The following is a 24222-nucleotide window of genomic DNA, read 5'->3' on the forward strand; positions in this document are numbered from 1 at the left end:
ATGACCCCTCCCGCACAGGGTGGCCGGCCGACACAGGTCGCCGCCCAGCCGGTCCTCCCGCAGGCGCCGGCCCGGCTGGCGGACATCGCCGTCCAGGCCGGGGTGAGCGAGGCGACCGTCTCGCGCGTGCTCAACGGCAAGGCGGGCGTCTCCGGCACCACCCGGCAGACCGTGCTGGCCGCCCTCGACGTGCTCGGCTACGACCGCCCGGTCAAGCTGCGCCAGCGCAGCGCCGGACTGATCGGGCTGATCATCCCGGAGCTCAGCAACCCCATCTTCCCGGCGCTGGCCCAGGTGATCGAGCAGGTGCTGACCCGGCACGGGTACACGCCCGTGCTGTGCACGCAGACGCCGGGCGGCTCGACCGAGGACGAGCTCGTCGAGCTGCTCGTCGAACGCGGCGTCACCGGCATCGTCTTCGTCTCCGGTCTGCACGCCGACACCAGCGCCGACCACGAGCGCTACGCCCGGCTCGCCGGGCGCGGCGTGCCGTTCGTGCTGATCGACGGCTTCAGCGAGCGCATCGACGCCTCCTTCGTCTCGCCCGACGACCGGGCCGCGATGTGGATGGCGATCCGGCACCTCGCCGAACTCGGGCACGAGAAGGTCGGGTTGGCCGTCGGGCCGACGCGCTTCGTGCCCGTGGCACGGAAGCTCAGCGGCTTCACCGAGGCCGCGCAGGAGCTGCTCGGCCTCTCGGCGGAGGCCGCGCAGGGCCTGGTGCAGCACTCGCTGTTCACGGTCGAGGGCGGACACGCCGCCGGGACGCGCCTGCTGGACAAGGGCTGCACCGCGATCGTCTGCGGCAGCGACCTGATGGCCTTCGGCGTCATCCGCGCCGCCCGGCAGCGCGGCCTCGAAGTCCCCGGCGACGTCTCGGTGGTGGGCTTCGACGACTCCCCGCTCATCGCCTTCGCCGACCCGCCGCTCACCACCATCCGCAAGCCCGTCGAGGCCATGGGCCAGGCGGCGGTGGACGCGTTGCTGGAGGAGATCAGCGGAACGCCCGCGCACCGCGCGGAGTTCGTCTTCCAGCCCGAGCTCGTCGTGCGCGGCTCGACGGGGGCCGGACCCTCGTCCGGCGGGCGTTGATGTCCTACCGCGCCCTGTTCGCGCCACGCGGCGCGGTCGGCTTCACGCTGGCCGTGCTCGTGGCGCGGTTCCCCTCGGGGATGGCCTCGCTGGCCGCGACCCTGCTGGTCACCTCGCTGCACGGCTCCTACAGCCTGGCCGGGCTCGGCGGCGCGGCGGCCCTGGTCACCGTCGCCCTCGCGGGGCCCTGGCAGGCCCGGCTGGTGGACCGCCACGGCCAGTCCCGCGTGGCCGTCCCGGCGGTCGTGGTGGCCACGCTGGGCGGTCTCGGCGTGCTCACGGCGCTGGAACTGCACGCGCCGACCTGGGTCTACCTGCTGGCCTGCGCGGTCAGCGGCCTCGGGCCCAACACCGGCTCGCTGGCCCGCGCCCGCTGGGCGTTCCTGCACCGCGGCGACGAGGCGGTGCTGCACACCGCCTACGCCTACGAGGGCGTCGTCGACGAGCTCTGCTTCGTCCTCGGCCCGCTGGCCGCGACCGCGCTCGCGACGGGCTGGTCCGCGCCGGCCGGCTACCTGACGGCCGGTCTGCTCTCCCTGGTCGGCGTCCTCGCCCTGGCCACCCGGCGCGGCACCGAACCGCCCCCGGCGGGGCACGCGGCGTCGGCGTCGGGGCGCGGAGTGCTGCGCGCGCCGGGCGTCGCGGCGCTCGTGCTGATGCTGACGGCCACCGGCGCGGTCTTCGGCACCATGGAGATCACCACGATCGGCTTCGCCCAGGCCCACGGTCACACGGCCGCGGCCGGCGCGGTGCTGGCCTGCTACGCGCTCGGTTCGGCGCTCTCCGGCGTCCTGCTGGGCCTGTGGAAGCCGCGCGGCCGGGCGGTCGTCCGGCTGCGCTGGGCGCTGGCCGCGATGGCGGTGACGCTCGCTCCGCTGCCGCTGTGCGGCGGGCTGGCGCAGGTCGCGGCGATGCTGCTGGTCGCGGGCTTCGCGACGGCGCCGACCATGTCCACGAGCATGGGCCTGGTCGCCGAACTCGTCCCCGCCGAGCGCCTCACGGAGGGCTTCACCTGGACCACGACCGGTCTGCTGGTCGGCATCTCGGGCGGCACCGCGGCGGGCGGCTGGCTGGTCGACCACACCCCAGCCGGCACCGGCTACCACGTCCCGGCCGTCGCCGCCCTCGTCGCGCTGGCCCTCTCGGCCCGGCTCCCGCGCCGATCCGTCCTCTCCTGCCTGGACGAAACAGCAGGCGAACGGTTGTCCGTGCAATAGGCTTCGGTGCCGTGAACACAGCGCGGTTGGCGGACATCGCGGCACAGGCGGGGGTCAGTGAGGCCACCGTCTCCCGTGTGCTGAACGGAAAGCCCGGAGTGGCGGCGGCGACCCGGCAGTCGGTCCTCGCCGCCCTCGACGTGCTCGGCTACGAGCGCCCCACGCGCCTGCGCCAGCGCAGCGCCGGGCTGATCGGGTTGATCACGCCCGAGCTGAGCAATCCCATCTTCCCCGCGTTGGCCCAGGTCATCGAGCAGGTGCTGACCCGCTACGGCTACACGCCCGTGCTCTGCACGCAGACGCCGGGCGGCTCGACCGAGGACGAGCTCGTCGAGATGCTCGTGGAACGGGGCGTCACCGGCATCGTCTTCGTCTCCGGCCTGCACGCCGACACGACGGCCGACACGGCCCGCTACGACCGGCTGCAGGGCCAGGGCGTGCCCTTCGTGATGATCAACGGCTACAGCGAGAAGGTCGCCGCGCCGTTCATCAGCCCCGACGACCGCGCCGCGATGTGGATGGCGGTCCGGCACCTGGCCGGGCTCGGCCACGAGCGCGTCGGCCTCGCCGTCGGCCCCTCCCGCTTCGTCCCGGTCCTGCGGAAGGAGGAGGGCTTCGTCGCCGCGACCGGCGAGGTCCTCGGCCTCTCGGAGGAGCGCAGCCGCGATCTCATCCAGCACTCCCTCTTCACCGTCGAGGGCGGCCAGGCGGCGGCCAACGTGCTGCTGGACAAGGGCTGCACGGCGATCGTCTGCGGCAGCGACCTGATGGCCTTCGGCGCGATCCGCGGCGCGCGTGCGCGCGGCCTCTCCGTCCCGAAGGACATCTCCGTGGTGGGCTTCGACGACTCCCCGCTGATCGCCTTCGCCGACCCGCCGCTCACCACCATCCGCCAGCCCGTCGAGGCGATGGGCGCCGCCGCGGTCAACGTCCTCCTGGAGGAGATCGGCGGCAACCCGGCCCAGCGCGGCGAGTTCGTCTTCCAACCCGAACTCGTCGTCCGCGGCTCCACGGGCGCGCTCAACCCCACTGCGTGAGCTTCTCCGCCGACGCCCGCCGCGTCCGCGACCCCGGCCTGCCCCTGGCATGGCGTCACACGGCCCTGCGCTGCGCGGTGACCTGTTACCGCCCGATGGGCTACCGGGCGACCTGGGCCTTTCTGGAGACCGCGGGAGATCTGCGCAGGGACCAGGACGCGCTGCTGCGGGCGCTGGAGCGGCTGGAGCTCAGCAGCGCGGCGTGGCTCGCCGAGGAAGCGGCGTTCGCCGTCCTACGGCGCGAGGAGAAGCGCGGGCGGCATCGGCGCTCGCCCACGGCGGCGCAGTGGCTCAGGCATCGCGGGTACCGCTGGCCCGGGCCGGAGGGCCACGCGGCGATGCTCGGCGAGGTGGGGAGGCTGTGGGCGCCCCACGCGGGCCCCTTCCCTTCCGTGCCGGCGGCGGAGAAGGCGGATCTGGTCGAGTTGGACGCGACGGTTGCGGGCTGCGTTTCCAGCTACCTGGGCGCGGGCGGTGCCCTCGACGCCGGGCGGGCGGCTCTGCTGTGGCGCGTCCTGCCGCGGCTTCGCGGGACGACGGCGCGCTGGGGCCTGGAGCCGCAGCGCGCCGCGGCCTACGCGTGCTTTCGCCGTCTCGGATGGATGGCGGAACTCATGCTGAACGACAGGTGGTTGCAGACGGCCGGAGGGGCCGGGGCTGCAACCACCTGTGTCGGTGCGGGGCGTGTCAGTGGTGCTGGGCCTTACAGGCCTTCGGCGTCGATGCCGAGGGAGCGGAGGTAGAGGCCGAGGGCGAGACGGGCCACGGCCGGGTAGGCGCCGATCGGCTCGGCCGCCGCGCAGTCGATGGCCTCGGCGACGGCCTTGACGGCCTCGGCGGAGACCTCGGGGCCGAGGAGGTAGGGGGCCAGGGCCGGCTGGGTGCAGCCCGTGTCGCGCAGGTGGGTGACCGCCGCCGCGACGGACTCCGCGGAGTCGAGGGAGGCCGCGACGACCGGGACGGCCAGGCGCGCGGCCAGCAGCACCGCGGTGACCTCGGCCAGCTCCAGCGCCTCGGGGCCGCCCGTGCCCGCCAGGACGATGCCGTCGGCGGAGGTGTTGATGGCGAACAGGCGCGCGCGGTCCGCGCGCGCGAGGCCGGCCTCGCTGAGCCGCACATGGACGGCCTCGGCGAGCAGCGGGTGCGGGCCGAGGGTGTCCGTCGGCGTGACGGTCCCGAACGCCGCCAGGACGGCGTCCAGCTCCGTGGAGGGGCCGGGGGACAGGGGGACGACGATCGGGGTCGTCCCGGCCTCCACCGCGGCCGTCAGCGCGTCGGTGAGGCCGACGCAGGTGTAGGGGCCGTCCTCCTCGCCCGCCGTCAGGTACGCGGGGGAGACCTCGATGCCCGGCTGCTCGAGCCGGATCAGCGTGGCGATCTCCTCGGCCAGCTGCCGGGCCTCGGTCGAGGGGTGTGCGGGGACCGCGAGCAGCAGCCCGGGCGCGCCTTCGGGCAGCTCGGGGCGCTCGGGGCGGCGGTGGCGCCCCTTGGCGGGGGCGCTGGGGGTACGGACGGGCAGCGGCGTGCTGGGAGTCGCGGCAGTGCTCATGGGGGACGATCGTAGGTCATCCGTTCGCCCGAAGGGAGGCGGGTGGCCTTATACCGGCCGTTTGAACCGTGTGGGCGTGAGCAGCGTCACATAGATGGAAGCGACACACGATTACTGACTGTGTGTCACGGGGGAGTTCCATGCTGTCGATCATGAGCGCCCAATTTGGCGCCCCGGAGTGCACCGGTAGCCGAGAGCGACAACAGTCCGCCCGGATTTGCCCGTTTCGGGCGGTCAACTCCCTGTGCTGTAAAGGAATGTGTCACCTCATGTAAACGCATGTGCACACGCATAAGCACCTGCACGTGCACGTGCACAGGCGATATCATCACCGGCAGTGAGACCGCTGCATGGTGCACCGCTCGCACGATCCGGGGAGATACCTATGCGTCGCATCCACAACGGCATCGCCGCCACGGAACTTGAGGGAGTGGTCTGGCAGAAGGCTCGGATGAGCAACTCGCAGGGCAACTGCGTCGAGCTGGCGCGGCTGGCCGACGGGGACGTCGCGGTGCGCAACTCCCGCTTCCCCGACGGTCCGGCGCTGATCTACACCAAAGCGGAGATCGTGGCCCTGCTCCACGGGGTCAAGGCCGGGGAGTTCGACCACCTGGCCGAGTGAGCCGTTGTGGTGCACCTATGAGGAAGGCCCGGGAGCGCGCTCCTGGGCCTTCTCTTCGTCCGCTATCTCTTCAAGCGCTGCATGGCTGCCGCCCTCGTCGCTGTCGTCCCGCCCGCGCCGTCAGGCGCGGGCGCGGAGTTCGAAGACCGCCCAGACGACCTTGCCCACCGCGATCGGGTGCCAGCCCCAGGACTGGCTGAAGGACTCGACCAGATGCAACCCGCGGCCGGACTCCGCTATCCAGTCGGCCTCGCGCGGAACCGGGCCGCGCTCGCTCGGGTCGCTCACCGCGCAGACCACCTGCGGATCGTTGCGCACCAGGCTCAACCGGATCAGCGGGGAAGGGAGTTCGGCGCCGGCGTCGACCGCGGCGTCCATCCGGTCGCCGATCGGGCTCGTCATCCCGCGCCGCGGCCAGGAACCGCGTTGCTCGGGCACCACCGAGGGCAGGCCGTAACGCAGAGCGTTCGTCACCAGTTCGCTGGCCACCAGGGCGACGTCGTCGAAGAGCTCGCCGAGCTCCCATCGGTTGAGCGTCAGCCGGGTGAACTCGCGTGCCGTGCGGACCGACTCGTGACGCGGTGCCAGCGCACAGCTCACGATCGACTCACGGTCCGCTGCCACCGCCGGGCTCAGGCCCATGAAGAGCTCCTCCCATGCGGGCGCGGCCCCGTCCGCGGTGGGCGTGCGGGGCGGAATCTCGGCGTTCTCGGCGGATTGCCTCGGGGCGTGCAGGTGCACGTGCACCATGGTCCTCTTCGCATACGTCAGATGCAAGAGTGGATTCACGTGCATTCGCATTGCTTGCAGATGCACGTGCAGATTCCCGTGCAGAGTGTCATCATGTGATTGCACAGCGCGATGGCCAGGGCATGTCCTCGCGCCAATCTTGACCTACGTGTGAACAACCGGGCACGATGCGCGCCCGGACAGTGCCGGACAGTGGCAGACTGGCCCCTGTAGCCAGCGGGTGGAGGTTCGACGGAATGACCACGGTTCAGCCGGGGGGCGGGTCGATGGTCCGCCGCATCCTCCTCGGCTCCCAGCTTCGTCGTCTGCGAGAGGCGAAGGGCATCTCCCGAGAGGACGCCGGCTACACGATCAGGGCTTCCGAGTCGAAGATCAGCCGCATGGAGTTGGGGCGCGTCAGCTTCAAGGAGCGGGACGTCGTGGATCTGCTCAGTCTGTACGGTGTCGACGAGTCCGAGCGGGGCCAACTTCTCACGCTGGTACGCGAGGCCAACCAGAACGGCTGGTGGCACAGCTTCAGCGACGCCATGCCGAACTGGTTCCAGACCTACGTCGGCCTCGAGGAGTCCGCCGCGCTGATCCGCACCTACGAGGTGCAGTTCATCCCCGGCCTGCTGCAGACCGCCGACTACGCGCGCTCCATCATGGGCCTCAACCGGCCCCATATGGCGAGCGAGGAGATCGAGCACCGCGTCGACCTCCGGATGCGCCGTCAGCGCATGATCACCGAGGGCACCGGCCCGCGCCTGTGGGCCGTCATCGACGAGGCGGCGCTGCGCCGCCCCATCGGCGGCCGGGACGTGATGCGGGCTCAGGTCCAGCACCTGATCGAGGTCTCCGAACTGCCCAACATCGTCCTGCAGGTGATGCCGTTCCGGTTCGGCGGCCACGCCGCCGAGACGGGCGCGTTCTCGATCCTGCGCTTCCCCGAGCAGGACCTGCCCGACGTGGTCTACCTGGAGCAGCTCACGAGTGCGCTGTACCTCGACAAGCGCGACGACGTCGACGCGTACATCCAGGTGATGGAGCGGCTCAGCGTCGACAGCCTCACCCCCGAGCAGACGGTCGAGCTGCTGTCGGGTCTGCTCAAGGAGGCCTGAGCAGACCCGAGAGCCGACCTGGTCCGCCTGAGGCTCAGCCCCGGGCGGGCGCGTGGGGCGCGCGGGGGCCCAGCGCGGTGTCAAGGCCGTACCGGGCGAAGAGGTCGGCGCGGATCAGCTCCGGCGGCGCCTCCGCGCCCGGCAGCAGCATGCCGATGCACGCGCCCATCAGCGCGCTGCGCAGCACCGCGTGCTCGGCGCCGGGGTCGGTGGAGCCGCGTCGCCGCAGCACCTCCTGAAGCAGCCGGCCCAGCTCCCGCTGCTCCTCGTCCTGCACGAAGACGCCGTCCAGCGGCGCCAGGATCAGCGACAGGTGCGCGCGCATCAGCGTCGGCCGGTCCACGGCCAGGCCGGTTACCGCGTCGATCGCGGTGGCCAGCCACAGGTCCGGGTCCTGCGAGAAGTGCGGGGTCGCCGGGTCGTCGAGCGGGCGCAGCGCGGCGGCCAGGGTCAGGTGCATGTGCCGGTGCATCGCCGTCTGCAGCAGGAAGCGCTTGCCGGGGAAGTAGTAGGACACCAGGCCGCGCGCGACGCCGGCCCGCTCGGCGATGTCACCGAGGGTCACCTTGTTGAAGCCACGCCGGTCCACGAGCTCCACGGCCGCCTGCATGATGCGCTCGCGGGACCGGGCCCGCATGACTTCGTTGACTGCCGCCCGCCGTGGTGACATGGTGCTCCCGCGCTCATTGGCCTGGCGTCAATATACGCGCGGGTCACAGGCGGTTCGCGGGCGCGGGGGCCCGCGCGGCCGGCCCTCCCACGCCCCGCACGGAGCAGCGCGTACGAGCAGGAGCCGGCCTTCCCGCTGACCCCGGTCGGCCACGTCGTCGGTGGTCGCGTCGTCGGTGGTCACGTCGTCGGTGGCCGCGACGGGGTCCGCGAGGACGGGCCGCTGGTCGGCATCTTCGCGCGACGCGGCAGGAACCCGCACCGGCAGGCACAGCAGGCGGGTCGCCCGGGCTCGCCGGCCTGAGCCGGCCGGCGGATCGACGCCGCTGATCGGCGGCGGTCGCCGTGGGCCGGTCGGGCCGTGCCCGTCAGCGCGTGCCCGTCATCTCCCGCTCCTCGGCGGCCTGGCGGCGCATCGCCTCCAGGCAGGCGTCCGGGAGGGCCGGGTGGCGGCCGATGACGACGACGCCGAGGACGATGCAGGCCAGGCCGAAGGCCTCGCCCGCGAGGGCCACGGGGGTGAGCACGAGACGGTCGCCGAGGAAGCCGACGCCGCAGGCGATGCCCGCCAGCGGCTGGGCCGCGGTCAGCGCGGGCAGGGACATCTTCAACGGCGCGGACTCGAACGCGCTCTGGACGAGGATCAGCCCGACGATCCCGATCAGGACGACCGCGTACGGCTGCCAGCCGCGCAGCAGCAGCGCCAGGCCCCCGTGGTCCAGCCGCAGGCCCGCCGTGCGCGTCAGGGCGTCCTGGAGGCCGTACAGCAGGCCCGCCGCGAGGGCGAGCAGGGTCGCCTCCCGGACCCGGGGCAGGCGCTTGGCCAGGGACACCAGGAGCAGGGCCAGGCCCGCGACGATCCCGAAGACCAGCCAGTGTCTCAGCGCGCCCTTCTCCGTCCCGCCGCCGGTCGGCGCGCCGCTGAGGATGAACACCGTCACCCCCGCCGCGAGCAGCAGGACGCCGCCCCAACCGGAGGCGCCCAGGGTCTGCCGCGTGATCCGCCGGGCGAGGGCCATCGCGAACAGCAGGTTCGTCGCCAGCAGCGGCTCGACAAGGGAGATCCGCCCGGCGTTCAGCGCCAGCGCGCTGAGCACCTGGCCGCAGACCATCAGGACGATCCCGAGCAGCCATTCGCGTGACCGCATCAGCCCGAGCAGCAGGCGGTAGGAGAGCAACTGCTCGCGCGGGGCGCGCTGGGCCGCGTGCTGCTGCAGGACGAACCCCAGCCCGAGCAGACAGGCCGCGCCTACGCCGAGAAGAAACACCGTCACGGGGAAGCCCCCACAGAGAGTCACGAGCCGTCAGCAGTGGCCCCTCGCCCGAAGCGTAGCGCGCGTTGCTGGGAATGGCCTCGGAGACGCCGAAGGCGAACGGGGAGGGTGCGGCGCGCGGCCGGGCCGCACCCTCCCCGCGCGTCCCGGCTGTCCCTAGGCCTCGAAGGCCGTCGCCCGCGCCGTCTTCTCCCAGGCGGCGATCTCCGCCCGGACGGAGTCCAGGTGGGTGACGACGGCGTCCACCGCGTCGCCGCCCAGGGGCAGGTGCAGCGGCGTGCTGGGGGCGTCCAGGGCGGCGAGGACGGCTGCCGCGGCCTTCGCCGGATCGCCCGGCTGGGTGCCCGAGCCGCCGTTGACCGCGGCGCGAGTGGCGCCCACCGTGGCGCGGTAGTCGTCGATCTCGGCGCTCATGGAGGCGTTGCCGAACAGACCTGTGCGGAACGCGCCCGGCTCGACGACGAGGACCTTGACGCCCAGTGGCGCCACCTCGGCCGCCAGCGCCTCGGAGAAGCCCTCCAGGGCGAACTTGGTCGCGCTGTACGCGGAGAAGCCCGCGAGGGACATCTGGCCGCCCATGCTGCTCAGCTGGACGATCGCCCCGGAGCGGCGCGCGCGCATGTGCGGGAGCACGGCGCGGACCAGCTCCGCGGGGCCGAAGAAGTGGAGCTCGAAGAGATCGCGCAGCTCCTCGTCCGTGGTCTCCTCGGCCGCGCCCACATGGGTGCGGCCGGCGTTGTTGACCAGCACGTCGATCCGCCCGTGACGGGCCGCCACCTCGTCCACCACGGACGCCGCGGCGCCACGGTCGGTGACGTCCAGCCGCAGCGCCTCGACGCGACCGGGATGCGCGGCGAGAAGATCCGCCAGCGCCTCCGGACGCCGCGCCGTGGCCACCACGGTGTCACCCGCGCCGAGCGCCGCCTCGGCGAAGGCGCGCCCGAAACCGCTGTTGGCCCCGGTGATCAGCCAGACCCTGTCCATCCCCACTCCTCACGCAGCCGACGCTCCTCGTCGATCGTGCCCGAACGAGAGCGCGGGTGTCCCGGGAACGGGGAGATCGAAGCCGACGCGCGGCTACAGGGCCGTCAGGCCCGGGGTGAGGGACAGCAGGACGGGGGCCAGCGGCAGCGCCAGCGCCGTCAGGGTGAGGGCGAGGCGTCGCCAGGCCGGGAGCCGGGGCGCGCTCGCCAGCAGGCGGTCGACGCGGGTGGGTATCTGCGCCAGCGGGTGCGTGCAGGTGCTCTCGGGATTGAGCTCGACCAGCGCGATCGCCGTGGCCAGCCGGCCGTGGCGGCGGGCCGCGGAGTCGTCCGCGGCGAGCTCGACCAGCCGGCCCACCTCGTCGCGGAACTGGGCGAACAGCCGCACCGCGGGGAAGCCCGCGGCCAGCGCCTCGGCCGCGCTCAGCAGCCAGTGGTGGCGGGCCCGGACATGCCCGCGCTCGTGGGCGAGCAGCGCGGCGAGCTCGCGGTCGCTGAGGCGCTGCAGCGCGCCCGTCGTGACGACCATGCGCGGCACCGGGCCCGGCAGCGCCCAGGCGCGGGGCTCCTGGCTCTCCAGCACGACCAGCTGCTCGGACGGTTCGGCGCTCGCGCTCGGTCGCAGCTCGGGGTGGAGGTCCGGCGCCTGCCGGGCCAGCTGACGGCGCTGCCGGCGGCGGACGGCGCGGGCACCCGCGAGCTCGTAGGCGAGCGCGAGCGCTGTGCGGACGGCGCCGAGTGCGAAGACGAAGGCCGCGGCGATCGCCCAGGGCCGGGCCGAGGGGAAGCCGTACGCCGCCTCCACGCCGGCCGGCGCACCCGCGAAGACCAGCGACCTGACGTCGGGCCAGGCGGCCGCGACCGCGAGGACCAGCGCGCAGGCGCAGCACAGCAGGACGGCGACGACGGTGCACTGCCACGCCCACAGGGCGACCACGGGCTCCCGGACCGTCCAGCGGGCGCGCGCCAGTGCGCGCGGGCCGAGCAGGGCCAGCACCGCGCCGAGCGCGACGAGTCCGGGCAAGGCTGCTCCCACCGCTGCGGCTCCTCAAGGCAGGACAGGACGCACGCATAGGTGCGTCCGGCCTCAACCTATGCCCTGGCCCGGCACAGCGGAATCGCTTTGCGCAAGAGTGACGCAGGACACGATTCGAGCGGCGAAAGGCCCGCCGACCAGGTCACATCAGAGCCAGCATGGTGGCCATGGACAGCCCCATGACGACCCGGCAGGCATCGGGCAGCGCGGGTGCGCGCCAGAGCGACCGCGCGGGCCCGCCCGCCGGTCCGCCCGCCGGAGCGATCAGCCGCAGGCCGGCCGTCACGGACACGGCGACGCAGGCCACCAGGAGCGCACCCGTCAGCAGCGGCACCCCGCGTGCGGGCGCCCCGGCCATTCCCGCCATCCCGGCCATGCCTGACATCCCCGCCGTCCCGCTCGCGCTCGCCGTGCCGTGCGGCGCGGCGGCCGTCACGACCGTCATGTAGACCATCGCGCCGTGCCCGACGAGGTGGTAGGCGTGATGGGCGCGGTGCCCCGCGGCGAGCGCGCCGAGCACGAGCGAGGCGAGGGCCGCCGACCCGTAGACGGCCACCCCCACACCCGTAGGGGTGGCCAGACCGGCCGCCATCGCGGCCATGCCCAGGCCCATCACCGCCTCGGTGGCGTCCGCGGCCCGGTGCGCGGGCGGCGCGGTGCGCCGCACGCAGAGCCGGACGGCGCAGTAGGCCCCGGCGCCTCCGCAGAGCAGCACCAGCAGCCACGCGATCACCTCGGCACCGCCCATGCGCGCCCCCGTTCTCCCCGTCACGCTCCAGCGCGCGGCAGTAACGACGCCGTCACTGTGACGCGGTGTCACGGGAACGCGACAGGGCGCTCCGGGGGCGCAAGGGCGCAGAAAGCGGACGTTCCGCGCCACTCGCCTCCTTCTCAGGGCCGACCCCGAGACGCCACATACTCCATATGGAGTATGTGAGGCCTGCGCGTACCCGACGCGACTACGGATGAGGGGTCGGTAGTTCATCCTGGGGGCGCTCTTGCGGCGCGGTTGCGGTCAATAGCGTGGAACCGTCCGCTTGTGTCGCCGCAGCGCCGCCGCCACCATCGGGGCCGACGCCGCGTCGACGCGCCACCGAAACGACCGGGGACCGCCGACACCATGGGCCGACTGATCCGACTTCCGCTGCAGCGCCGTACCGCACCCGGGCGTGGCACCCCGCGTGCCGTGATCGTCTCGGCGAGCGTGGGAGCGGGACACGACGCGGTGGCAAAGGAGCTGGAGGTCCGCCTCCTCGAGGCCGGCCTCAACGTCGACCGCCACGACTTCCTCGACCTGCTGCCCGGCGGCAGCGGCAAGCTCTTCGTGGGCACCTACCACACCATGCTCGAACGGGCTCCCTGGACCTGGAAGCTGCTCTACGGCGGCCTGGACAACCCCCGGATGATGAGCGGCCAGGCGGCCCTGTTCACCTGGCTGGCCGGCCGGGCCATGCGCCGGGCCGTGAAGGACGACACCGCGATCGTCGTCTCCACCTACCCGCTCGCCAGCCAGGTCCTCGGCCGGCTGCGCAAGAACGGCAAGGTGAGCCAGCGGGTGCACACCTACCTGACCGACTTCTCGGTGCACCGCCTGTGGGCCTCACCGCACGTTGACTCGCACGTGGCCGTGCACAACGTCCCCGCTGAGCAGGCCGAGCAGATCGACTGCCAGGACGTGAAGGTCGTCACGCCCCTGGTCGACCGCCGGTTCCGCCCGGTCAGCAAGGCGTCCCGGGCCGCCGCGCGCCGGCGCTGGGGCCTGTCGCACGACGCGAAGATCGCCCTGCTCGTCGGCGGCTCCTGGGGCGCGGGTGAGCTGGAACACACCGTCGCCGACGTCGAGGCGGCCGACTCGCGCTTCACCTGCGTCGTGGTCTGCGGCCGCAACGAGGCCCTGCGCAAGCGCCTGGAGGCCGCCGGGGTCACCGCGCTGGGCTGGGTCGACGACATGCCGAGCCTGATGCACGCCGCCGACGTGCTGGTCCAGAACGCGGGTGGCATCACCGTGTTGGAGGCCGTCGCCTCCGGCATCCCCGTGGTCACCTACCGCTCCATCCCCGGCCACGGCCTGACCAACGCGGCCGCGCTCGACAAGGCCGGTGTCGCCCCCTGGGCGCGCACCCACGCCGAACTGGCCCCGCTGCTGGACCGGGCCGTGCGCTCCGCGTCCGCGGTCCCCGCCCCCTGGGGCGTCGACCCGGTGGCCCTGCTGCTGGAGACCGCCGGTCTCGGTCACCTGGTCGCGTCGGCGCCCGGCGTGGTGGTCCCGCTGGGCCCGGCGATGGAGGCGATGGACTCGATGGAGATGGAGAACGCGCGATGAACCGCGTCGTCAAGACGGCCGCTGGGATCGCCGGCGGTCTGGCCCTGGCCCACGCCGCGCCGGCGCTCACCTCGATCCAGCCGCTGGAGCCGCTGCGCACCAAGCTCTTCCCGCACTACGCCGGCCAGGGCCTGGAGAGCCACATCGCGCTGAGCTTCGACGACGGCCCCGACCCGATCTCCACCCCGCGGTTCCTGCGGCTGCTGGAGAAGCGCGACGTCAAGGCCACGTTCTTCCTGCTCGGTTTCATGCTGGAACGCGACCCCGGCCTCGGCAAGGAGATCGTCGCGGCCGGTCACGAGATCGCCGTCCACGGCTACCTGCACCGTCCGATGGTGGTCCGCACGCCGCGCGCCACCCGGGACGACCTCACCCGCGCCCGCGATCTCGTCGCGGAGGCGACGGGTGTCGCCCCCCGCTGGTACCGCCCGCCGTACGGCATCGCCACCACGGCCGCGCTGACCAGCGCCCGTAGCCTCGGCATGACGCCGATCCTGTGGACCTCCTGGGGCGCGGACTGGCGCGCCGGCGCGACGGGCACGTCCGTGTACCAGACGGTCACCCGCAACCTTCGCGGTGGCGGCACGATCCTCCTGCACGACTCGGACTGCACCTCAGCCCCCGCCTCCTGGACCGCCACCCTCGCCGCGCTCCCGCGCCTGCTGGACCACTGCGAGGAGCAGGGCTGGTCCGTCGGCCCGGTCGGCGAGCACGGGATCTGACCTTCGGTCCTTCGGACGTTGCCCCCGGACGTTGCCCCGTCCAGGGGCGCGAGGAACTGCGCGACAGGCCACTCACCAGGTCGAGCACCGAACGCGCAGGGCCATCCGCGCAGGGTGGTTACTCGCGCAGTTCCTCGCGCCCCTGGGGGAGCGCAACTGAGCGGACTTTCTGAAGCGTTCCGTCCGTCAGGATCAGTGCGGCGATGTTCCAGGCGTCGTCCGCGCCGGAGTGGTGGCGGCCTTCCAGGGGGAGGCCGGCGAGGGCCAGGGCCTGCGCCATGCCCGGGCGCTTGCGCAGGCCGTTGGCCTCGGTGAAGACCGCCTTGGCGTTCGTGTGCCGTGAGCCGAACGGATACGCGGCGCCCGTCGCCTCGCACTGGCGGGTGAACTGGTGACGGTCGTAGTCGCCCCAGCTCGCCCACGGCCGCGCCCCGGCCGCCTGCTCCTTGGCCAGCCACCGGCAGGCCTCCGCGAAGGAGAGCCCGTCGTCGACCTCGTCCTGTGTCAGCCCGGTCAGTTCGGTGCAGAACGCGCTCACCCGCGACCGCTCCGGTCGCACCAGCAGGCGGTGCTTGGCCAGCCGTTCGCCGCGGGCGAGGTCGACGACGGTGAGGCCGATCTCGATGATCTCGTTGACCTGGCCCGGCGGCGGCTCGCCGTCCCAGCAGGTCGCCTCGACGTCGACGACGTTCAGCAGCTCCGAGCCCTCGTTCATACGGGGGACGGTAGCCGCTCAGCGGGCGATGCGCCGGTCGTTTTTCGCGCGCGGGAACAGGCGCCAGATGAGGACGCTCGCGCCCCCACACGTTCCCCACCGTGGTCAGTGTCCCCCACCACCCTGCGGATCAGAGCCGTCCGGCGTCGCTGAGCCGGCTCAGGAACCGCCGCGTGCGCTCGTGCTGCGGATCGCCGAAGACCTGCGCCGAGGTGCCCCGCTCCAGGATGACCCCGTCGGCCAGGAAGCAGACCTGGTCGGCGACATCGCGTGCGAAGGCCATCTCGTGGGTGGCCAGCACCATGGTGCGGCCCTGCTCCTTGAGGTCGCGGACGACGGAGAGGACCTCGGTGACCAGCTCCGGGTCCAGCGCCGCGGTGATCTCGTCGAGCAGCAGCACGCGCGGCTCCGAGACGATCGCGCGGACCAGCGCCACGCGCTGCTGCTGGCCGCCGGAGAGCCGATCGGGGTACTCCCTCGCCTTGGCGGCGAGCCCGAGCCGGTCCAGCAGCTCTGTCGCCCGCCGCTCGGCCTCGGCCCGCCGGACGCCGTGGACCCGGCGCGGGCCGAGCGTGATGTTGTCCAGCACGTTCAGGTGCGGGAAGAGGTTGTAGGCCTGGAAGACCACGCCGATCCGGCGCCGGACCGCGTCCGCGTCGACGCGCGGGTCGGTGACGTCCTCGCCGTCGAGCCAGATCGCGCCGTCGTCGATCTCCTCCAGCAGGTTGGCGCAGCGCAGCAGCGTGGACTTGCCCGAACCGGAGGCGCCGATCAGCACGGTGACGCTGTGTTCGGGCACCTCCAGACTGACGTCGTCCAGGACGACCTGCTCGCCGAAGGCCTTTCGGACCGACTCGAAGCGCAGGACCGGATCGGTCGCGGTCATACGATGCCTCCCTGGGCGCGCCGCCGGTCCATTCGCCTCGTCAGCCAGTCGGCGTAGCGGGTCATCGGGATGGTGAGGATCACGAAGCCGAGACCGGCGACGACCAGCGGCGTGTAGTTGAAGCTGCCCGCGACCATGATGTGCGCGGCGGCGACGGCGTCGATCGCGCCGCCGATGTAGACGAGTCCGGTGTCCTTCTGCAGCGAGGCCATGTCGTTGACCAGTGCCGGGACGACGCGGCGGATGGCCTGCGGCAGGACCACGAAGCGCATGGTCTGGGTGTAGGTCAGGCCCAGCGAGCGGGCGGCGGCCCGCTGGCTCGGGTGGACCGACTCGATGCCGGCGCGGTAGACCTCCGCGACGTACGCCGAATAGTTGATCACCAGCGCGGTCCCGCCCAGGATGATCGGGTCGTTGGTGACCCCCTGGAGCTGCAGTGCCGGAACGCCGAAGACGATCAGCAGCAGCAGGATGATCAGCGGAAAGCCGCGGAAGAAGTCCACGTACGCCGTGGCGAGCAGCCGCACCGGCAGGAAGACGGGCCCGCGCAGGGTCCGGGCAGCCGCGATCACCAGGCCGAGGACCAGGATGGTCGGCCCGCAGACCGCGAGCAGCTCCAGGTTGAGCACGAAGCCGTGCAGCACGGGGGAGAGTGCCGCCCGGGCGTAGTGGGGGCTGAGGAAGGTCTTCTGCGTCACCGGCCAGCCGGGGGAGCCGGTGACGACGATGAAGAGCACGGTCGCCACCGCCAGGGTGCTGGCGGCGGCGATCAGCGCGGAGCGCCGGGTCCGCGAGCGGCGGTAGGCCTCGCGGGCCAGCCGCCGCTCGGACGGCTGGTACGGCGCGCGCCCCATGACGGGGTCGGCGCTCACCTCGGCTCCGCTCACCTCGGCTCCGCTCACCTCAGACGCGCTCACTTCAGGACGGGCGCGGAGTCGGCGGCCGGCAGCCACTGCTTGGCCAGCTGGTCGAGGGTGCCGTCGGCCTGGAGCGCGTCGACGGCCCGGGAGACGCAGGAGGTCAGCGTGCTGCCCTTGCCCAGCACCAGGCCGAACTGCTCCGGCCTGCCGTCGGACGTGGCCGCGCCGGAGGGGAACTGGCCGACGATCCTGGCGTCGGTGACCTGGGCGGAGGTGATGTAGAAGGCGGTCGGCAGGTCCACCACGATCGCGTCGACCTGGTGGTTCTTCAGCGCGGCGCTGGCCTCGTCGGTGGTGTCGAAGACGGCGGGCTGGGTGCTCGGCCGGACCACCTTCTGCACGACGGTGAGGCCGGTGGTGCCGACCTGGGCGCCGATCTTCGCGCCCTTGAGCCCGGCGACGGTGGTGGCGCCCGCGTACGTGGAGTCCTTGAGCGTGATCACGGCCTGGCGCACGTCGTAGTAGCCGGAGGAGAAGTCCACGGCGTTGCGGCGCTCGTCGGTGATCGAGACCTCGTTGACGTCGAAGTCGAACTTCTTCTGCCCGGGGGCGACGACGCTGTTGAACGGCGCCACGACCCAGGTCACCTTCGAGGTGTCGTAGCCGAGCCGCTTGGCGACGGCGTAGGCGACCGCGGACTCGAAGCCCTTGCCGTCGGAGGGCTTGTTGTTGTCGAACCAGGGGTCGTAGGCCGGGTCGTCGGTGCCGACGGTGAGCCTGCCCGAGGTCAGCGTGGGCAGCGCCCCCTTGGTGCAGGTGGCGGCGGAGCCGGAGGCGCCCGAGGGAGAGCCGCTCGCGTTGCTGCTCGACTGGGGCGCACAGCCGGAGGCGAGCACCAGGACGGCCGCGCCGGCGGCGGCGCTGAGCAGGCGAGAGGTCTTGAGCAGGGCGTTCACGGTGACTCCCGGGTGGACGACAAGTGGCGGCAGCCTACCGACCGGTTGTCACAGGAGAGTGAAGCGGCTGCTCCGGATCCGAGGCCGTCTCATATCCCGGACGAATGTCGCTGACGGTGACCGGCGGTGACTATCGCCACTCCAGCGGTTGCAGTCCCCTCTTGAACAACAGAACCTTCTGTATATACGGTGGCAGCACCACAGTTTCTTTCGTTCAGGCAGGGTCCTCATGGAAAATCTCTCGTCGACGCTCCCCACGGCAGACAAATCCACTGCGGATCTCGCCGGGCACCCGGCCTGGCTCCGCCTCAAGGCCGCGGTCGAGGCGCTCCGTCCGCTGCAGTCCAAGGACGGCTCGATCGACCTCAACTCCCGTGGCGCGTCCACCAAGGAGGAGGCCGACGCGCAGCTGTCGGTGATCACCGAGGCGATCGGTGAGCTGGCCCCGCTGTTCCCGCACGACAAGGCGTACCTCGACGCCGTCGTGCTGGACCTGATGCGCTGGGCCGCCTCCGGCTACGCCACCCCTGACTTCCTCGACTCGCTGCTGGCCTTCCAGCCCGCAGAGCAGCGTGTGGACGGCCTCGCCCACCTGGTCGTCTTCCCGATGTACACCCAGAACGGCAACCCGGACCGCAACCTCGAGGCGGTGCTGCTGCATGTCGTGTGGCCCGAGTGGCTGAGCGAGCTCGAGCGCACCCGCTACGACAACCCGATGTTCGTGCCGATCACCTTCGTGGACTTCACGGCCGGTTACGACACCAACTCCGCCGTGCTCTTCCCGGAGACCGTGTCGGTGCGCGAGGTGCCGGAACGTTTCACCTGGGGCGGCATCTTCTGCGACCGCGAGGCCGCCCGCTTCCGCGCCGTCTCCACCGCCGCCGTGAAGACCCTCGGCCTGGCGATCCCGGACGACGCCGCCGCGCTCCTCTCCGACCAGCAGCTCGCCCAGGAGACCTTCGTCCTGTGGGACCTGGTCCACGACCGCACCCACAGCCACGGCGACCTGCCGTTCGACCCCTTCATGATCAAGCAGCGCAGCCCCTTCTGGATGTACGGGCTGGAGGAGCTCCGCTGTGACCTGACGGCCTTCAAGGCCGCCGTCGAGCTGGAGGCCGAGGGCCACGAGCAGGGCCGCAACGTCCAGTACGCGGTCCTCTTCGACCGGATGTTCCGCTTCCCCGTCTCCGGCGGCCGCGTCCGCAACTACGACGGCCTCGGCGGCCAGCTGCTCTTCGCGTACCTGCACAAGCACGACGCGCTGCGCTGGACCGACAACAAGCTGCACATCGACTGGCAGCGCGCCCCGCAGGTCACCAACGCCCTGTGCGCCGAGATCGAGCAGCTCTACCGCGACGGCATCGACCGTCCCAAGACGGCCCACTGGCTGGCCGCCTACGAGCTGGTCTCCCGGTACCTGACCCCGCACCCCGCGTCCACCTGGGCCAAGGGCGCCGACGCGCTGCCCTTCGCCGAGCACAGCGACGCCAAGGCGCTGAACAAGGCGCTGTGCGACGCCGTGCTTCCGGACGAGTTCCCCCTCAGCATGTTCTTCGAGGCGCTGTCCAAGAAGCTGTCCGGCGTCATCGCCTCCACCACCGGCATCACCGGCACGACCGCCCTGGAGAACGCAGCGTGAGTACCGAGAACCTTTCGAAGGCCGACCTGAAGGGCCGCGTCGTCGCGGTCGCCGGTGCGACCGGCATGGCCGGGCGGGCGGCCGTGCTGCGCCTGGCCCAGGCCGGCGCGACCGTCGCCTGCGGCGACATCGATGCCCGCCGCCTCGACGAGCTGATGGACTCGGTGCGCCGCGCCGTCCCCGGCGCGATCGTCGTCGGCCAGGTCGTCGACCTGCTGGACCCGCAGGCCGCCCGCGACTGGGCCGACCACATCGAGGCCGAGCTCGGCCGCGTCGACGGCCTGGTGCACCTGGTCGGCGGCTGGCGCGGCAGCAAGACCTTCGCCGACACCGACCTGGCCGACTGGGACTTCCTGCACGACATGCTCGTGCGGACCCTCCAGCACACCAGCCTCGGCTTCCTCGAGGCGCTGCAGCGCAGCGACGACGCCCGCTTCGCGATCATCTCCGCGGCCGGCGCGCACAAGCCGACCGGCGGCAACGCCGCCTACGCCACGGCCAAGGCCGCCGCTGAGGCCTGGACGCTGGCGATGGCCGACTCGCTGAAGGAGACCTCGGCCGCGGCTGCCATCCTGGTGGTCAAGGCGCTCGTCTCCCCGGAGATGCGCGCGGAGAAGCCGAACGCCAAGTTCGCCGGGTTCACCGAGACGGCCGACCTCGCCGAGCAGATCGTCTCCCTGTGGGCCCGCCCCGCCGACGAAGTGAATGGAACGCACCTGTGGCTGACGCCCCAGTGAACGACGCCGTGACCGACACCCAGACCGCGGCCAAGCGCCGCCACGACCCCTCCGTGCGCGGGTTCGCCAGCGACAACTACGCCGGCATCCACCCGGAGGTCCTGGCGGCCCTGGCCGTGGCCAACGACGGCCACCAGATCTCCTACGGCGAGGACGACTACACCGCCCACCTGCAGGACCTCTTCAAGGCCCACTTCGGCGAGCGGGCCCAGGCCTACCCCGTCTTCAACGGCACCGGCGCCAACGTCACCGCCCTCCAGGCGCTGCTGCCGCGCTGGGGCGCGGTCGTCACCGCCGCGACCGCCCACATCAACGTGGACGAGGGCGGCGCGCCCGAGAAGATGGGCGGCATCAAGCTGCTCACCGTGGTCACCCCGGACGGCAAGCTCACCCCCGAGCTGATCGACCAGCAGGCCTGGGGCTTCGGCGACGAGCACCGGGCGCAGCCGCTCGCGGTCTCGATCACCCAGTCCACCGAGCTCGGCACCTGCTACACCCCCGACGAGATCCGCGCGATCTGCGACCACGCCCACCAGCTGGGCATGCTCGTCCACGTCGACGGCTCCCGCCTGGCGAACGCCGCGGCGACGCTGGGCCTGCCGTTCCGCGCGTTCACCACCGACGCGGGCGTGGACGTGCTGAGCTTCGGCGGCACGAAGAACGGCCTGATGCTGGGCGAGTGCGTGGTCGTGCTCAACCCGGACGCGGTCAGGAACATCACGTTCCTGCGCAAGACCTCGATGCAGCTGGCCTCCAAGATGCGCTTCATCTCGGTTCAGTTCGAGGCGCTGCTGGCCGGCGACCTGTGGCTGCGGAACGCGTCGCACGCCAACGCGATGGCCAAGCGTCTGGAGAAGGCCGTCGCGTCGATCGACGGCGTCACCGTGGTCCGTCCGGTCCAGGCCAACGCGGTCTTCGCGCTCCTCCCGCGTGAGGTGAGCGAGCGGCTGCAGAAGCGGTTCCGCTTCTACTTCTGGAACGAGCACACCGGCGAGGTCCGCTGGATGTGCAGCTTCGACACCACGGAGGCGGACATCGACGCCTTCGCCTCCGCGATCCGCGAGGAAATGGTCCGCTAGCCGCTCCCGCAGGTAGCTGCCCTACCTCAGGGGCGCGAGGAACTGCGCGACAAGCCACCCAGTGTGGTGAGTCGCCGCACGAGGAGGGCCGTCCGCACAGGGCGGTCGCTCGCGCGCAGGCGGCGGAGCCTCGCGCCCCTGGGCGTTTCCGGGTTGCACAAGTGCGGCTTGGGGCCACGGCAAGGGGATTGGCCGTGGTGCGGAGGGGGCGGGGCGGGGACGATGGCGGGATGGACCTTGACCTCGTCGCTCGGGAGTTCGCGCCCGAGACCGTGTATCTCAATACCGCCGGCATGGGCCTGCCGCCCGCGAGGACCGTCGCGGCGCTCGCCGAGGCGGTCGCCGCGCAGGCGGCCGGGCAGGCGGATGTCGTGGGGTACGACCGGCCCGTGAACGAGGCGCGGCGCGCCTTCGCGCGGATCGCCGGGGTGGACGAGCGGCAGGTGGCCATCGGGGCCACGACCGCGGAGCACGTCGGCGTCGTCGCCGCGGCCCTGCCGGACGGCGCGGAAGTGCTGGTCGCCGCAGGCGAGTTCACGTCCGTCACCGCCCCGTTCCAGCACCGGCCGGGGCTGCGGGTGCGCGTCGCGCCGCTGGAGCGGCTGGCGGAGGCCGTCACCGAGGGGACCGCGCTCGTCGCGGTGAGCGTCGTGCAGTCCGCGGACGGGCGGCTCGTCGACCTCGGCGCGGTGCGGGAGGCGACCCGCAGAGTCGGCGCGCGGCTGCTGCTCGACGCCACGCAGGCGGCGGGCTGGCTGCCGCTCGCGCCGCACGCGGCCGACGCGGACTACCTCGTGTGCGGCGGGTACAAGTGGCTGCTCACGCCGCGCGGTGTCGCCTTCCTGGCCGTCGCCGAGGAGGCGATGCCGGGCCTGCGGCCGATCGCGCCGGGCTGGTACGCGGGCGAGGACCCGTGGGCGGCCTGCTACGACCGGGTCGAGCTCGCCCGGTCCGCGCGGCGGTTCGACCACGGACCGGCCTGGCTGCCGTTCATCGGGGCCGCGCGGTCGCTCGCGCTGATCGAGGAGCTGACCCCGGCGCTGATCGGCGCCCACGACCGGACGCTGGCCGCCCGCTGCCGCGAGGGCCTGCGGGCGCTCGGGCACCGGCCGGTGGAGGCGGACTCCGCGATCGTCTCCGTCTCCGGGCTGGGCGACGTCGCCCCGAAGCTGTCCGAGGAGGGCGTCAAGGTCAGCGCGCGGGCGGGCGGTCTGCGGATCGCGTTCCACCTCTACAACACCGAGGCGGAGGTGGATCGGCTGCTCGGCTACATGCCGCCGGCCACCCGCAGCACCGCGCCGGTGGCGTAACTCGCGTCGGGGGAGAAGAACCAGGCGACGGCGCCGGCGATCTCCTCCGGCTGCGCGCAGCGGCCGAGCGGGATGTTCGGGGCCCGCTTGGCCGGGCGCTCCGGGTCGGGGTGGAAGTCCGTCCACACCGTGCCCGGGGCCACGCAGTTGACGCGGACGCCCAGCGGGCCGAGCTCCTTGGCCAGCCCGACCGTCATCGCGTCCACGGCGGCCTTCGCGGCGGCGTAGTGGACGTACTCGCCGGGGCTGCCGAGCGTGGCCGCGCCGGAGGAGATGTTGACGATGGCCCCCTGGGCGCCGGACGCGGTCATGGCCCGCACGGCCTCGCGGGCGCACAGCAGGTACCCGGTCACGTTCACGTCCACGGAGCGGCGGAGGCCCTCCGGGTCGGCCTCGGCCAGCGGCCCGTAGGGCCCGGGCACGCCCGCGTTGTTGACCAGACCGGTCACCGGGCCGAGACCGGCCTCCCCGGCGGCGGCGAACAGCCGCTCCACGTCGCCCTGGTGGGTCGTGTCCGCCTGCACCGTGACGCAGCGGCGGCCCTCGGCGCGCACCCGCGCGGCGACGTCCTCGGCCGCGTCCCTGTCCGCCCGGTAACCGAGGACCAGGTCGTGGCCCTCCCGGGCCAGGCGCAGTGCGACCGCGGCCCCGATGCCCCGGCCGGCCCCGGTGATGACGGTGACCCTCGCGTCGGTCAAGACTTCCCCCAGAGTTCCCGATGACTCTGCTGCCGTACAGCACGGCTGCTGTACGGTACCCATCATGTCGAAGCACATCACCATCCGGGTGGACGAGGAGTTCCACGCCCGGCTGGCGGCGCGGGCGGCGGCCGAGGGGACGACGATCACGGCCCTGGTCACCGCGGCCGCGCGACGCGAGCTCGACCCGGACCGGCAGCGGTTCCTTGAGGCGGCGGCCGAGTTCAACAACCCGGAGAACTGGGCGTACTTCCAGGAGCGGTTCGGCGGGAAGAAGTCCGCGTGAAGGTGGACGGGGTGAAGGCCGACGAGGCGTGGGCCTGGAACGTGCTGGCGCATCACCTGCCGTCCGACCCGACGGTGTGGGATCCGTCCGCGATCAGCGCGGCGATCGCCCGGCACGCCAGCGACGTCATCCTCATCGCCGACGAGCCTCCGCGCGACGTCCACTGGCGCGCCGCCGCGTTGCTGCACACGCTCTCGGTGTGCCCGCCGCTCGACTCGCCGATGAACGAGTTCTACGCGGCCACCCTGACCCGCTCCTACCTGGCGATGGCGGGCGTCAAGCCGCTGCCGAACAGCTTCGCGCTCGCGGATCTCGTCGAGCACGCCAAGGAGGGGCGCAACGACGTCTTCGCGACGGCCGAGGCGCTGCGCAAGCTGACCGACTGAGGACCGACCGAGGACCGGCGGACGGCTCGCCCCGCTGACCCCGGGGCGACACTTCACCGAATCGACCGGGGGCGCAGCGTGGTCATGCGCGCGGTGCGGCCCGCTCGCGGACGCCGGGGACGCGCACGCGCCGCTGGACGCCGGCCGGGTCCAGGGCAAGCTCGTCCTGACGGTCTGACCGTCCGGCGGATCCGCGGGGCGCCTAGCGGAAGTGCACGAGGATCCGACCCGGGTTCCTCGGATCCTCCTCGTGGCGGGCGTACAGCTTGCGGATGTGCTTCTGGTCGAGGAAGGCG

The 24222-nt window shown here is 72.7% G+C and carries 26 protein-coding genes; 14 read left to right on the forward strand and 12 right to left on the reverse strand.

Going from position 1 to position 24222, the window contains the following annotated elements; genetic code table 11:
• From TR48_RS18205 to TR48_RS38980, 4 genes are read left to right on the forward strand one after another with little or no spacing between them, the layout of a single operon-like run.
• Entirely contained in the window at nt 1-1092 is a 1092-nt protein-coding gene (locus TR48_RS18205) for a LacI family DNA-binding transcriptional regulator (protein ID WP_084729532.1), read from the forward strand.
• A complete protein-coding gene (locus TR48_RS18210) occupies nt 1092-2309 on the forward strand; it encodes an MFS transporter (RefSeq protein WP_042368488.1) in 1218 nt (405 codons plus the stop codon). The genes TR48_RS18205 and TR48_RS18210 overlap by 1 nt, the downstream gene beginning before the upstream one ends.
• 11 nt (nt 2310-2320) lie before the next feature.
• The gene (locus tag TR48_RS18215) at nt 2321-3346 is read left to right on the forward strand and encodes a LacI family DNA-binding transcriptional regulator (protein ID WP_084729533.1); all 1026 of its coding nucleotides are present in this window, start codon (nt 2321-2323) and stop codon (nt 3344-3346) included.
• On the forward strand, nt 3343-4089 hold the full coding sequence (locus tag TR48_RS38980) for a hypothetical protein (RefSeq protein ID WP_052442760.1): 747 nt from the start codon (nt 3343-3345) through the stop codon (nt 4087-4089). Before TR48_RS18215 ends, TR48_RS38980 begins: the two co-directional genes overlap by 4 nt.
• Here the strand turns inward: TR48_RS38980 and TR48_RS18225 are convergent.
• Entirely contained in the window at nt 4050-4895 is an 846-nt protein-coding gene (locus TR48_RS18225) for a sirohydrochlorin chelatase (RefSeq protein ID WP_042368490.1), read from the reverse strand. The two genes, TR48_RS38980 and TR48_RS18225, sit on opposite strands and share 40 nt — an antisense overlap.
• A gap of 385 nt (nt 4896-5280) precedes the next feature.
• Here TR48_RS18225 and TR48_RS18230 point away from each other — a divergent pair, with 385 nt between their 5' ends.
• Nucleotides 5281-5517 carry a DUF397 domain-containing protein gene (locus TR48_RS18230; RefSeq protein ID WP_042368491.1) on the forward strand — a complete coding sequence of 79 codons (237 nt, stop codon included), beginning with the start codon at nt 5281-5283 and terminating at the stop codon, nt 5515-5517.
• A gap of 120 nt (nt 5518-5637) precedes the next feature.
• Here TR48_RS18230 and TR48_RS18235 read toward each other — a convergent pair whose 3' ends face one another.
• On the reverse strand, nt 5638-6267 hold the full coding sequence (locus tag TR48_RS18235) for an ATP-binding protein (protein ID WP_439654477.1): 630 nt from the start codon (nt 6265-6267) through the stop codon (nt 5638-5640).
• A gap of 236 nt (nt 6268-6503) precedes the next feature.
• Here TR48_RS18235 and TR48_RS18240 point away from each other — a divergent pair, with 236 nt between their 5' ends.
• Nucleotides 6504-7367 carry a Sco1979 family transcriptional regulator gene (locus tag TR48_RS18240; RefSeq protein ID WP_063771007.1) on the forward strand — a complete coding sequence of 288 codons (864 nt, stop codon included), beginning with the start codon at nt 6504-6506 and terminating at the stop codon, nt 7365-7367.
• Nucleotides 7368-7401: 34 nt separating this feature from the next.
• On the opposite strand, the gene TR48_RS18245 is transcribed toward TR48_RS18240, so the two are convergent.
• The 5 genes from TR48_RS18245 to TR48_RS18265 form a co-directional block, all read right to left on the reverse strand.
• Nucleotides 7402-8004, reverse strand: a complete 603-nt coding sequence (locus TR48_RS18245) for a TetR/AcrR family transcriptional regulator (RefSeq protein WP_052442761.1) — start codon at nt 8002-8004, stop codon at nt 7402-7404.
• 400 nt (nt 8005-8404) lie between these two features.
• A complete protein-coding gene (locus tag TR48_RS18250) occupies nt 8405-9310 on the reverse strand; it encodes a DMT family transporter (protein ID WP_042368500.1) in 906 nt (301 codons plus the stop codon).
• Nucleotides 9311-9466: 156 nt separating this feature from the next.
• On the reverse strand, nt 9467-10294 hold the full coding sequence (locus TR48_RS18255) for an oxidoreductase (protein ID WP_042368502.1): 828 nt from the start codon (nt 10292-10294) through the stop codon (nt 9467-9469).
• A gap of 93 nt (nt 10295-10387) precedes the next feature.
• A complete protein-coding gene (locus tag TR48_RS18260; RefSeq protein ID WP_042368504.1) occupies nt 10388-11329 on the reverse strand; it encodes a M56 family metallopeptidase in 942 nt (313 codons plus the stop codon).
• A gap of 142 nt (nt 11330-11471) precedes the next feature.
• Complete coding sequence (locus tag TR48_RS18265) at nt 11472-12077, reverse strand: DUF5134 domain-containing protein (protein ID WP_042368506.1); 606 nt, start codon at nt 12075-12077, stop codon at nt 11472-11474.
• A 372-nt stretch (nt 12078-12449) separates the two neighbouring features.
• Between TR48_RS18265 and TR48_RS18270 the strand changes: the two genes are divergently transcribed.
• Nucleotides 12450-13652 (forward strand): MGDG synthase family glycosyltransferase, encoded by a 1203-nt coding sequence (locus TR48_RS18270; protein ID WP_052442762.1) that lies wholly within the window; start codon nt 12450-12452, stop codon nt 13650-13652.
• The gene (locus TR48_RS18275) at nt 13649-14374 is read left to right on the forward strand and encodes a polysaccharide deacetylase family protein (RefSeq protein WP_042368508.1); all 726 of its coding nucleotides are present in this window, start codon (nt 13649-13651) and stop codon (nt 14372-14374) included. The genes TR48_RS18270 and TR48_RS18275 overlap by 4 nt, the downstream gene beginning before the upstream one ends.
• Nucleotides 14375-14492: 118 nt before the next feature.
• On the opposite strand, the gene TR48_RS18280 is transcribed toward TR48_RS18275, so the two are convergent.
• From TR48_RS18280 to TR48_RS18295, 4 genes are all read right to left on the reverse strand, one after another.
• Nucleotides 14493-15089: a 3'-5' exonuclease gene (locus TR48_RS18280; protein WP_042368510.1), complete on the reverse strand. Its 597-nt coding sequence runs from the start codon at nt 15087-15089 to the stop codon at nt 14493-14495.
• A gap of 130 nt (nt 15090-15219) precedes the next feature.
• Nucleotides 15220-15975, reverse strand: coding sequence for an amino acid ABC transporter ATP-binding protein (locus TR48_RS18285; RefSeq protein WP_042368513.1), 756 nt, complete (start codon nt 15973-15975; stop codon nt 15220-15222).
• A complete protein-coding gene (locus TR48_RS18290) occupies nt 15972-16829 on the reverse strand; it encodes an amino acid ABC transporter permease (RefSeq protein WP_042368602.1) in 858 nt (285 codons plus the stop codon). The genes TR48_RS18285 and TR48_RS18290 overlap by 4 nt, the downstream gene beginning before the upstream one ends.
• A 59-nt stretch (nt 16830-16888) precedes the next feature.
• The gene (locus TR48_RS18295) at nt 16889-17791 is read right to left on the reverse strand and encodes an ABC transporter substrate-binding protein (RefSeq protein ID WP_042368515.1); all 903 of its coding nucleotides are present in this window, start codon (nt 17789-17791) and stop codon (nt 16889-16891) included.
• Between the two features lie 229 nt (nt 17792-18020).
• Between TR48_RS18295 and TR48_RS18300 the strand changes: the two genes are divergently transcribed.
• The 4 genes from TR48_RS18300 (at nt 18021) to TR48_RS18315 (ending at nt 22556) form a co-directional block, all read left to right on the forward strand.
• A complete protein-coding gene (locus TR48_RS18300) occupies nt 18021-19430 on the forward strand; it encodes a DUF6421 family protein (protein WP_042368518.1) in 1410 nt (469 codons plus the stop codon).
• Nucleotides 19427-20167, forward strand: a complete 741-nt coding sequence (locus TR48_RS18305; RefSeq protein ID WP_268873583.1) for an SDR family NAD(P)-dependent oxidoreductase — start codon at nt 19427-19429, stop codon at nt 20165-20167. Before TR48_RS18300 ends, TR48_RS18305 begins: the two co-directional genes overlap by 4 nt.
• On the forward strand, nt 20149-21246 hold the full coding sequence (locus tag TR48_RS18310; protein WP_042368520.1) for a threonine aldolase family protein: 1098 nt from the start codon (nt 20149-20151) through the stop codon (nt 21244-21246). The genes TR48_RS18305 and TR48_RS18310 overlap by 19 nt, the downstream gene beginning before the upstream one ends.
• A gap of 230 nt (nt 21247-21476) precedes the next feature.
• Nucleotides 21477-22556, forward strand: coding sequence for an aminotransferase class V-fold PLP-dependent enzyme (locus tag TR48_RS18315; protein ID WP_042368522.1), 1080 nt, complete (start codon nt 21477-21479; stop codon nt 22554-22556).
• Here the strand turns inward: TR48_RS18315 and TR48_RS18320 are convergent.
• Nucleotides 22514-23254: an SDR family NAD(P)-dependent oxidoreductase gene (locus TR48_RS18320; RefSeq protein WP_042368524.1), complete on the reverse strand. Its 741-nt coding sequence runs from the start codon at nt 23252-23254 to the stop codon at nt 22514-22516. The two genes, TR48_RS18315 and TR48_RS18320, sit on opposite strands and share 43 nt — an antisense overlap.
• A gap of 64 nt (nt 23255-23318) precedes the next feature.
• On the opposite strand from TR48_RS18320, the gene TR48_RS18325 reads away from it, so the two are divergent.
• Nucleotides 23319-23540, forward strand: a complete 222-nt coding sequence (locus TR48_RS18325) for a toxin-antitoxin system HicB family antitoxin (RefSeq protein ID WP_042368526.1) — start codon at nt 23319-23321, stop codon at nt 23538-23540.
• The gene (locus tag TR48_RS18330) at nt 23537-23926 is read left to right on the forward strand and encodes a hypothetical protein (protein WP_236652204.1); all 390 of its coding nucleotides are present in this window, start codon (nt 23537-23539) and stop codon (nt 23924-23926) included. Before TR48_RS18325 ends, TR48_RS18330 begins: the two co-directional genes overlap by 4 nt.
• Nucleotides 23927-24222 lie beyond the last annotated feature (296 nt).

Source organism: Streptacidiphilus neutrinimicus (assembly GCF_000787815.1).
GTDB lineage: Bacteria > Actinomycetota > Actinomycetes > Streptomycetales > Streptomycetaceae > Streptacidiphilus > Streptacidiphilus neutrinimicus.

Excerpts from the sequence above, each read along its gene's own strand:
- TR48_RS18230 (WP_042368491.1), top strand. The coding sequence starts at position 5,281 with ATGCGTCGCATCCACAACGGCATCGCCGCCACGGAACTTGAGGGAGTG.
- TR48_RS18300 (WP_042368518.1), top strand. The coding sequence starts at position 18,021 with ATGGAAAATCTCTCGTCGACGCTCCCCACGGCAGACAAATCCACTGCG.
- TR48_RS18285 (WP_042368513.1), bottom strand. The coding sequence starts at position 15,975 with ATGACCGCGACCGATCCGGTCCTGCGCTTCGAGTCGGTCCGAAAGGCC.
- TR48_RS18265 (WP_042368506.1), bottom strand. The coding sequence starts at position 12,077 with ATGGGCGGTGCCGAGGTGATCGCGTGGCTGCTGGTGCTGCTCTGCGGA.
- TR48_RS18280 (WP_042368510.1), bottom strand. The coding sequence starts at position 15,089 with ATGAACGAGGGCTCGGAGCTGCTGAACGTCGTCGACGTCGAGGCGACC.
- TR48_RS18255 (WP_042368502.1), bottom strand. The coding sequence starts at position 10,294 with ATGGACAGGGTCTGGCTGATCACCGGGGCCAACAGCGGTTTCGGGCGC.
- TR48_RS18205 (WP_084729532.1), top strand. The coding sequence starts at position 1 with ATGACCCCTCCCGCACAGGGTGGCCGGCCGACACAGGTCGCCGCCCAG.
- TR48_RS18275 (WP_042368508.1), top strand. The coding sequence starts at position 13,649 with ATGAACCGCGTCGTCAAGACGGCCGCTGGGATCGCCGGCGGTCTGGCC.
- TR48_RS18290 (WP_042368602.1), bottom strand. The coding sequence starts at position 16,829 with ATGGGGCGCGCGCCGTACCAGCCGTCCGAGCGGCGGCTGGCCCGCGAG.
- TR48_RS18325 (WP_042368526.1), top strand. The coding sequence starts at position 23,319 with ATGTCGAAGCACATCACCATCCGGGTGGACGAGGAGTTCCACGCCCGG.
- TR48_RS18235 (WP_439654477.1), bottom strand. The coding sequence starts at position 6,267 with ATGGTGCACGTGCACCTGCACGCCCCGAGGCAATCCGCCGAGAACGCC.
- TR48_RS18245 (WP_052442761.1), bottom strand. The coding sequence starts at position 8,004 with ATGCGGGCCCGGTCCCGCGAGCGCATCATGCAGGCGGCCGTGGAGCTC.
- TR48_RS18270 (WP_052442762.1), top strand. The coding sequence starts at position 12,450 with ATGGGCCGACTGATCCGACTTCCGCTGCAGCGCCGTACCGCACCCGGG.
- TR48_RS18315 (WP_042368522.1), top strand. The coding sequence starts at position 21,477 with ATGGACCTTGACCTCGTCGCTCGGGAGTTCGCGCCCGAGACCGTGTAT.
- TR48_RS18225 (WP_042368490.1), bottom strand. The coding sequence starts at position 4,895 with ATGAGCACTGCCGCGACTCCCAGCACGCCGCTGCCCGTCCGTACCCCC.
- TR48_RS18240 (WP_063771007.1), top strand. The coding sequence starts at position 6,504 with ATGACCACGGTTCAGCCGGGGGGCGGGTCGATGGTCCGCCGCATCCTC.
- TR48_RS18210 (WP_042368488.1), top strand. The coding sequence starts at position 1,092 with ATGTCCTACCGCGCCCTGTTCGCGCCACGCGGCGCGGTCGGCTTCACG.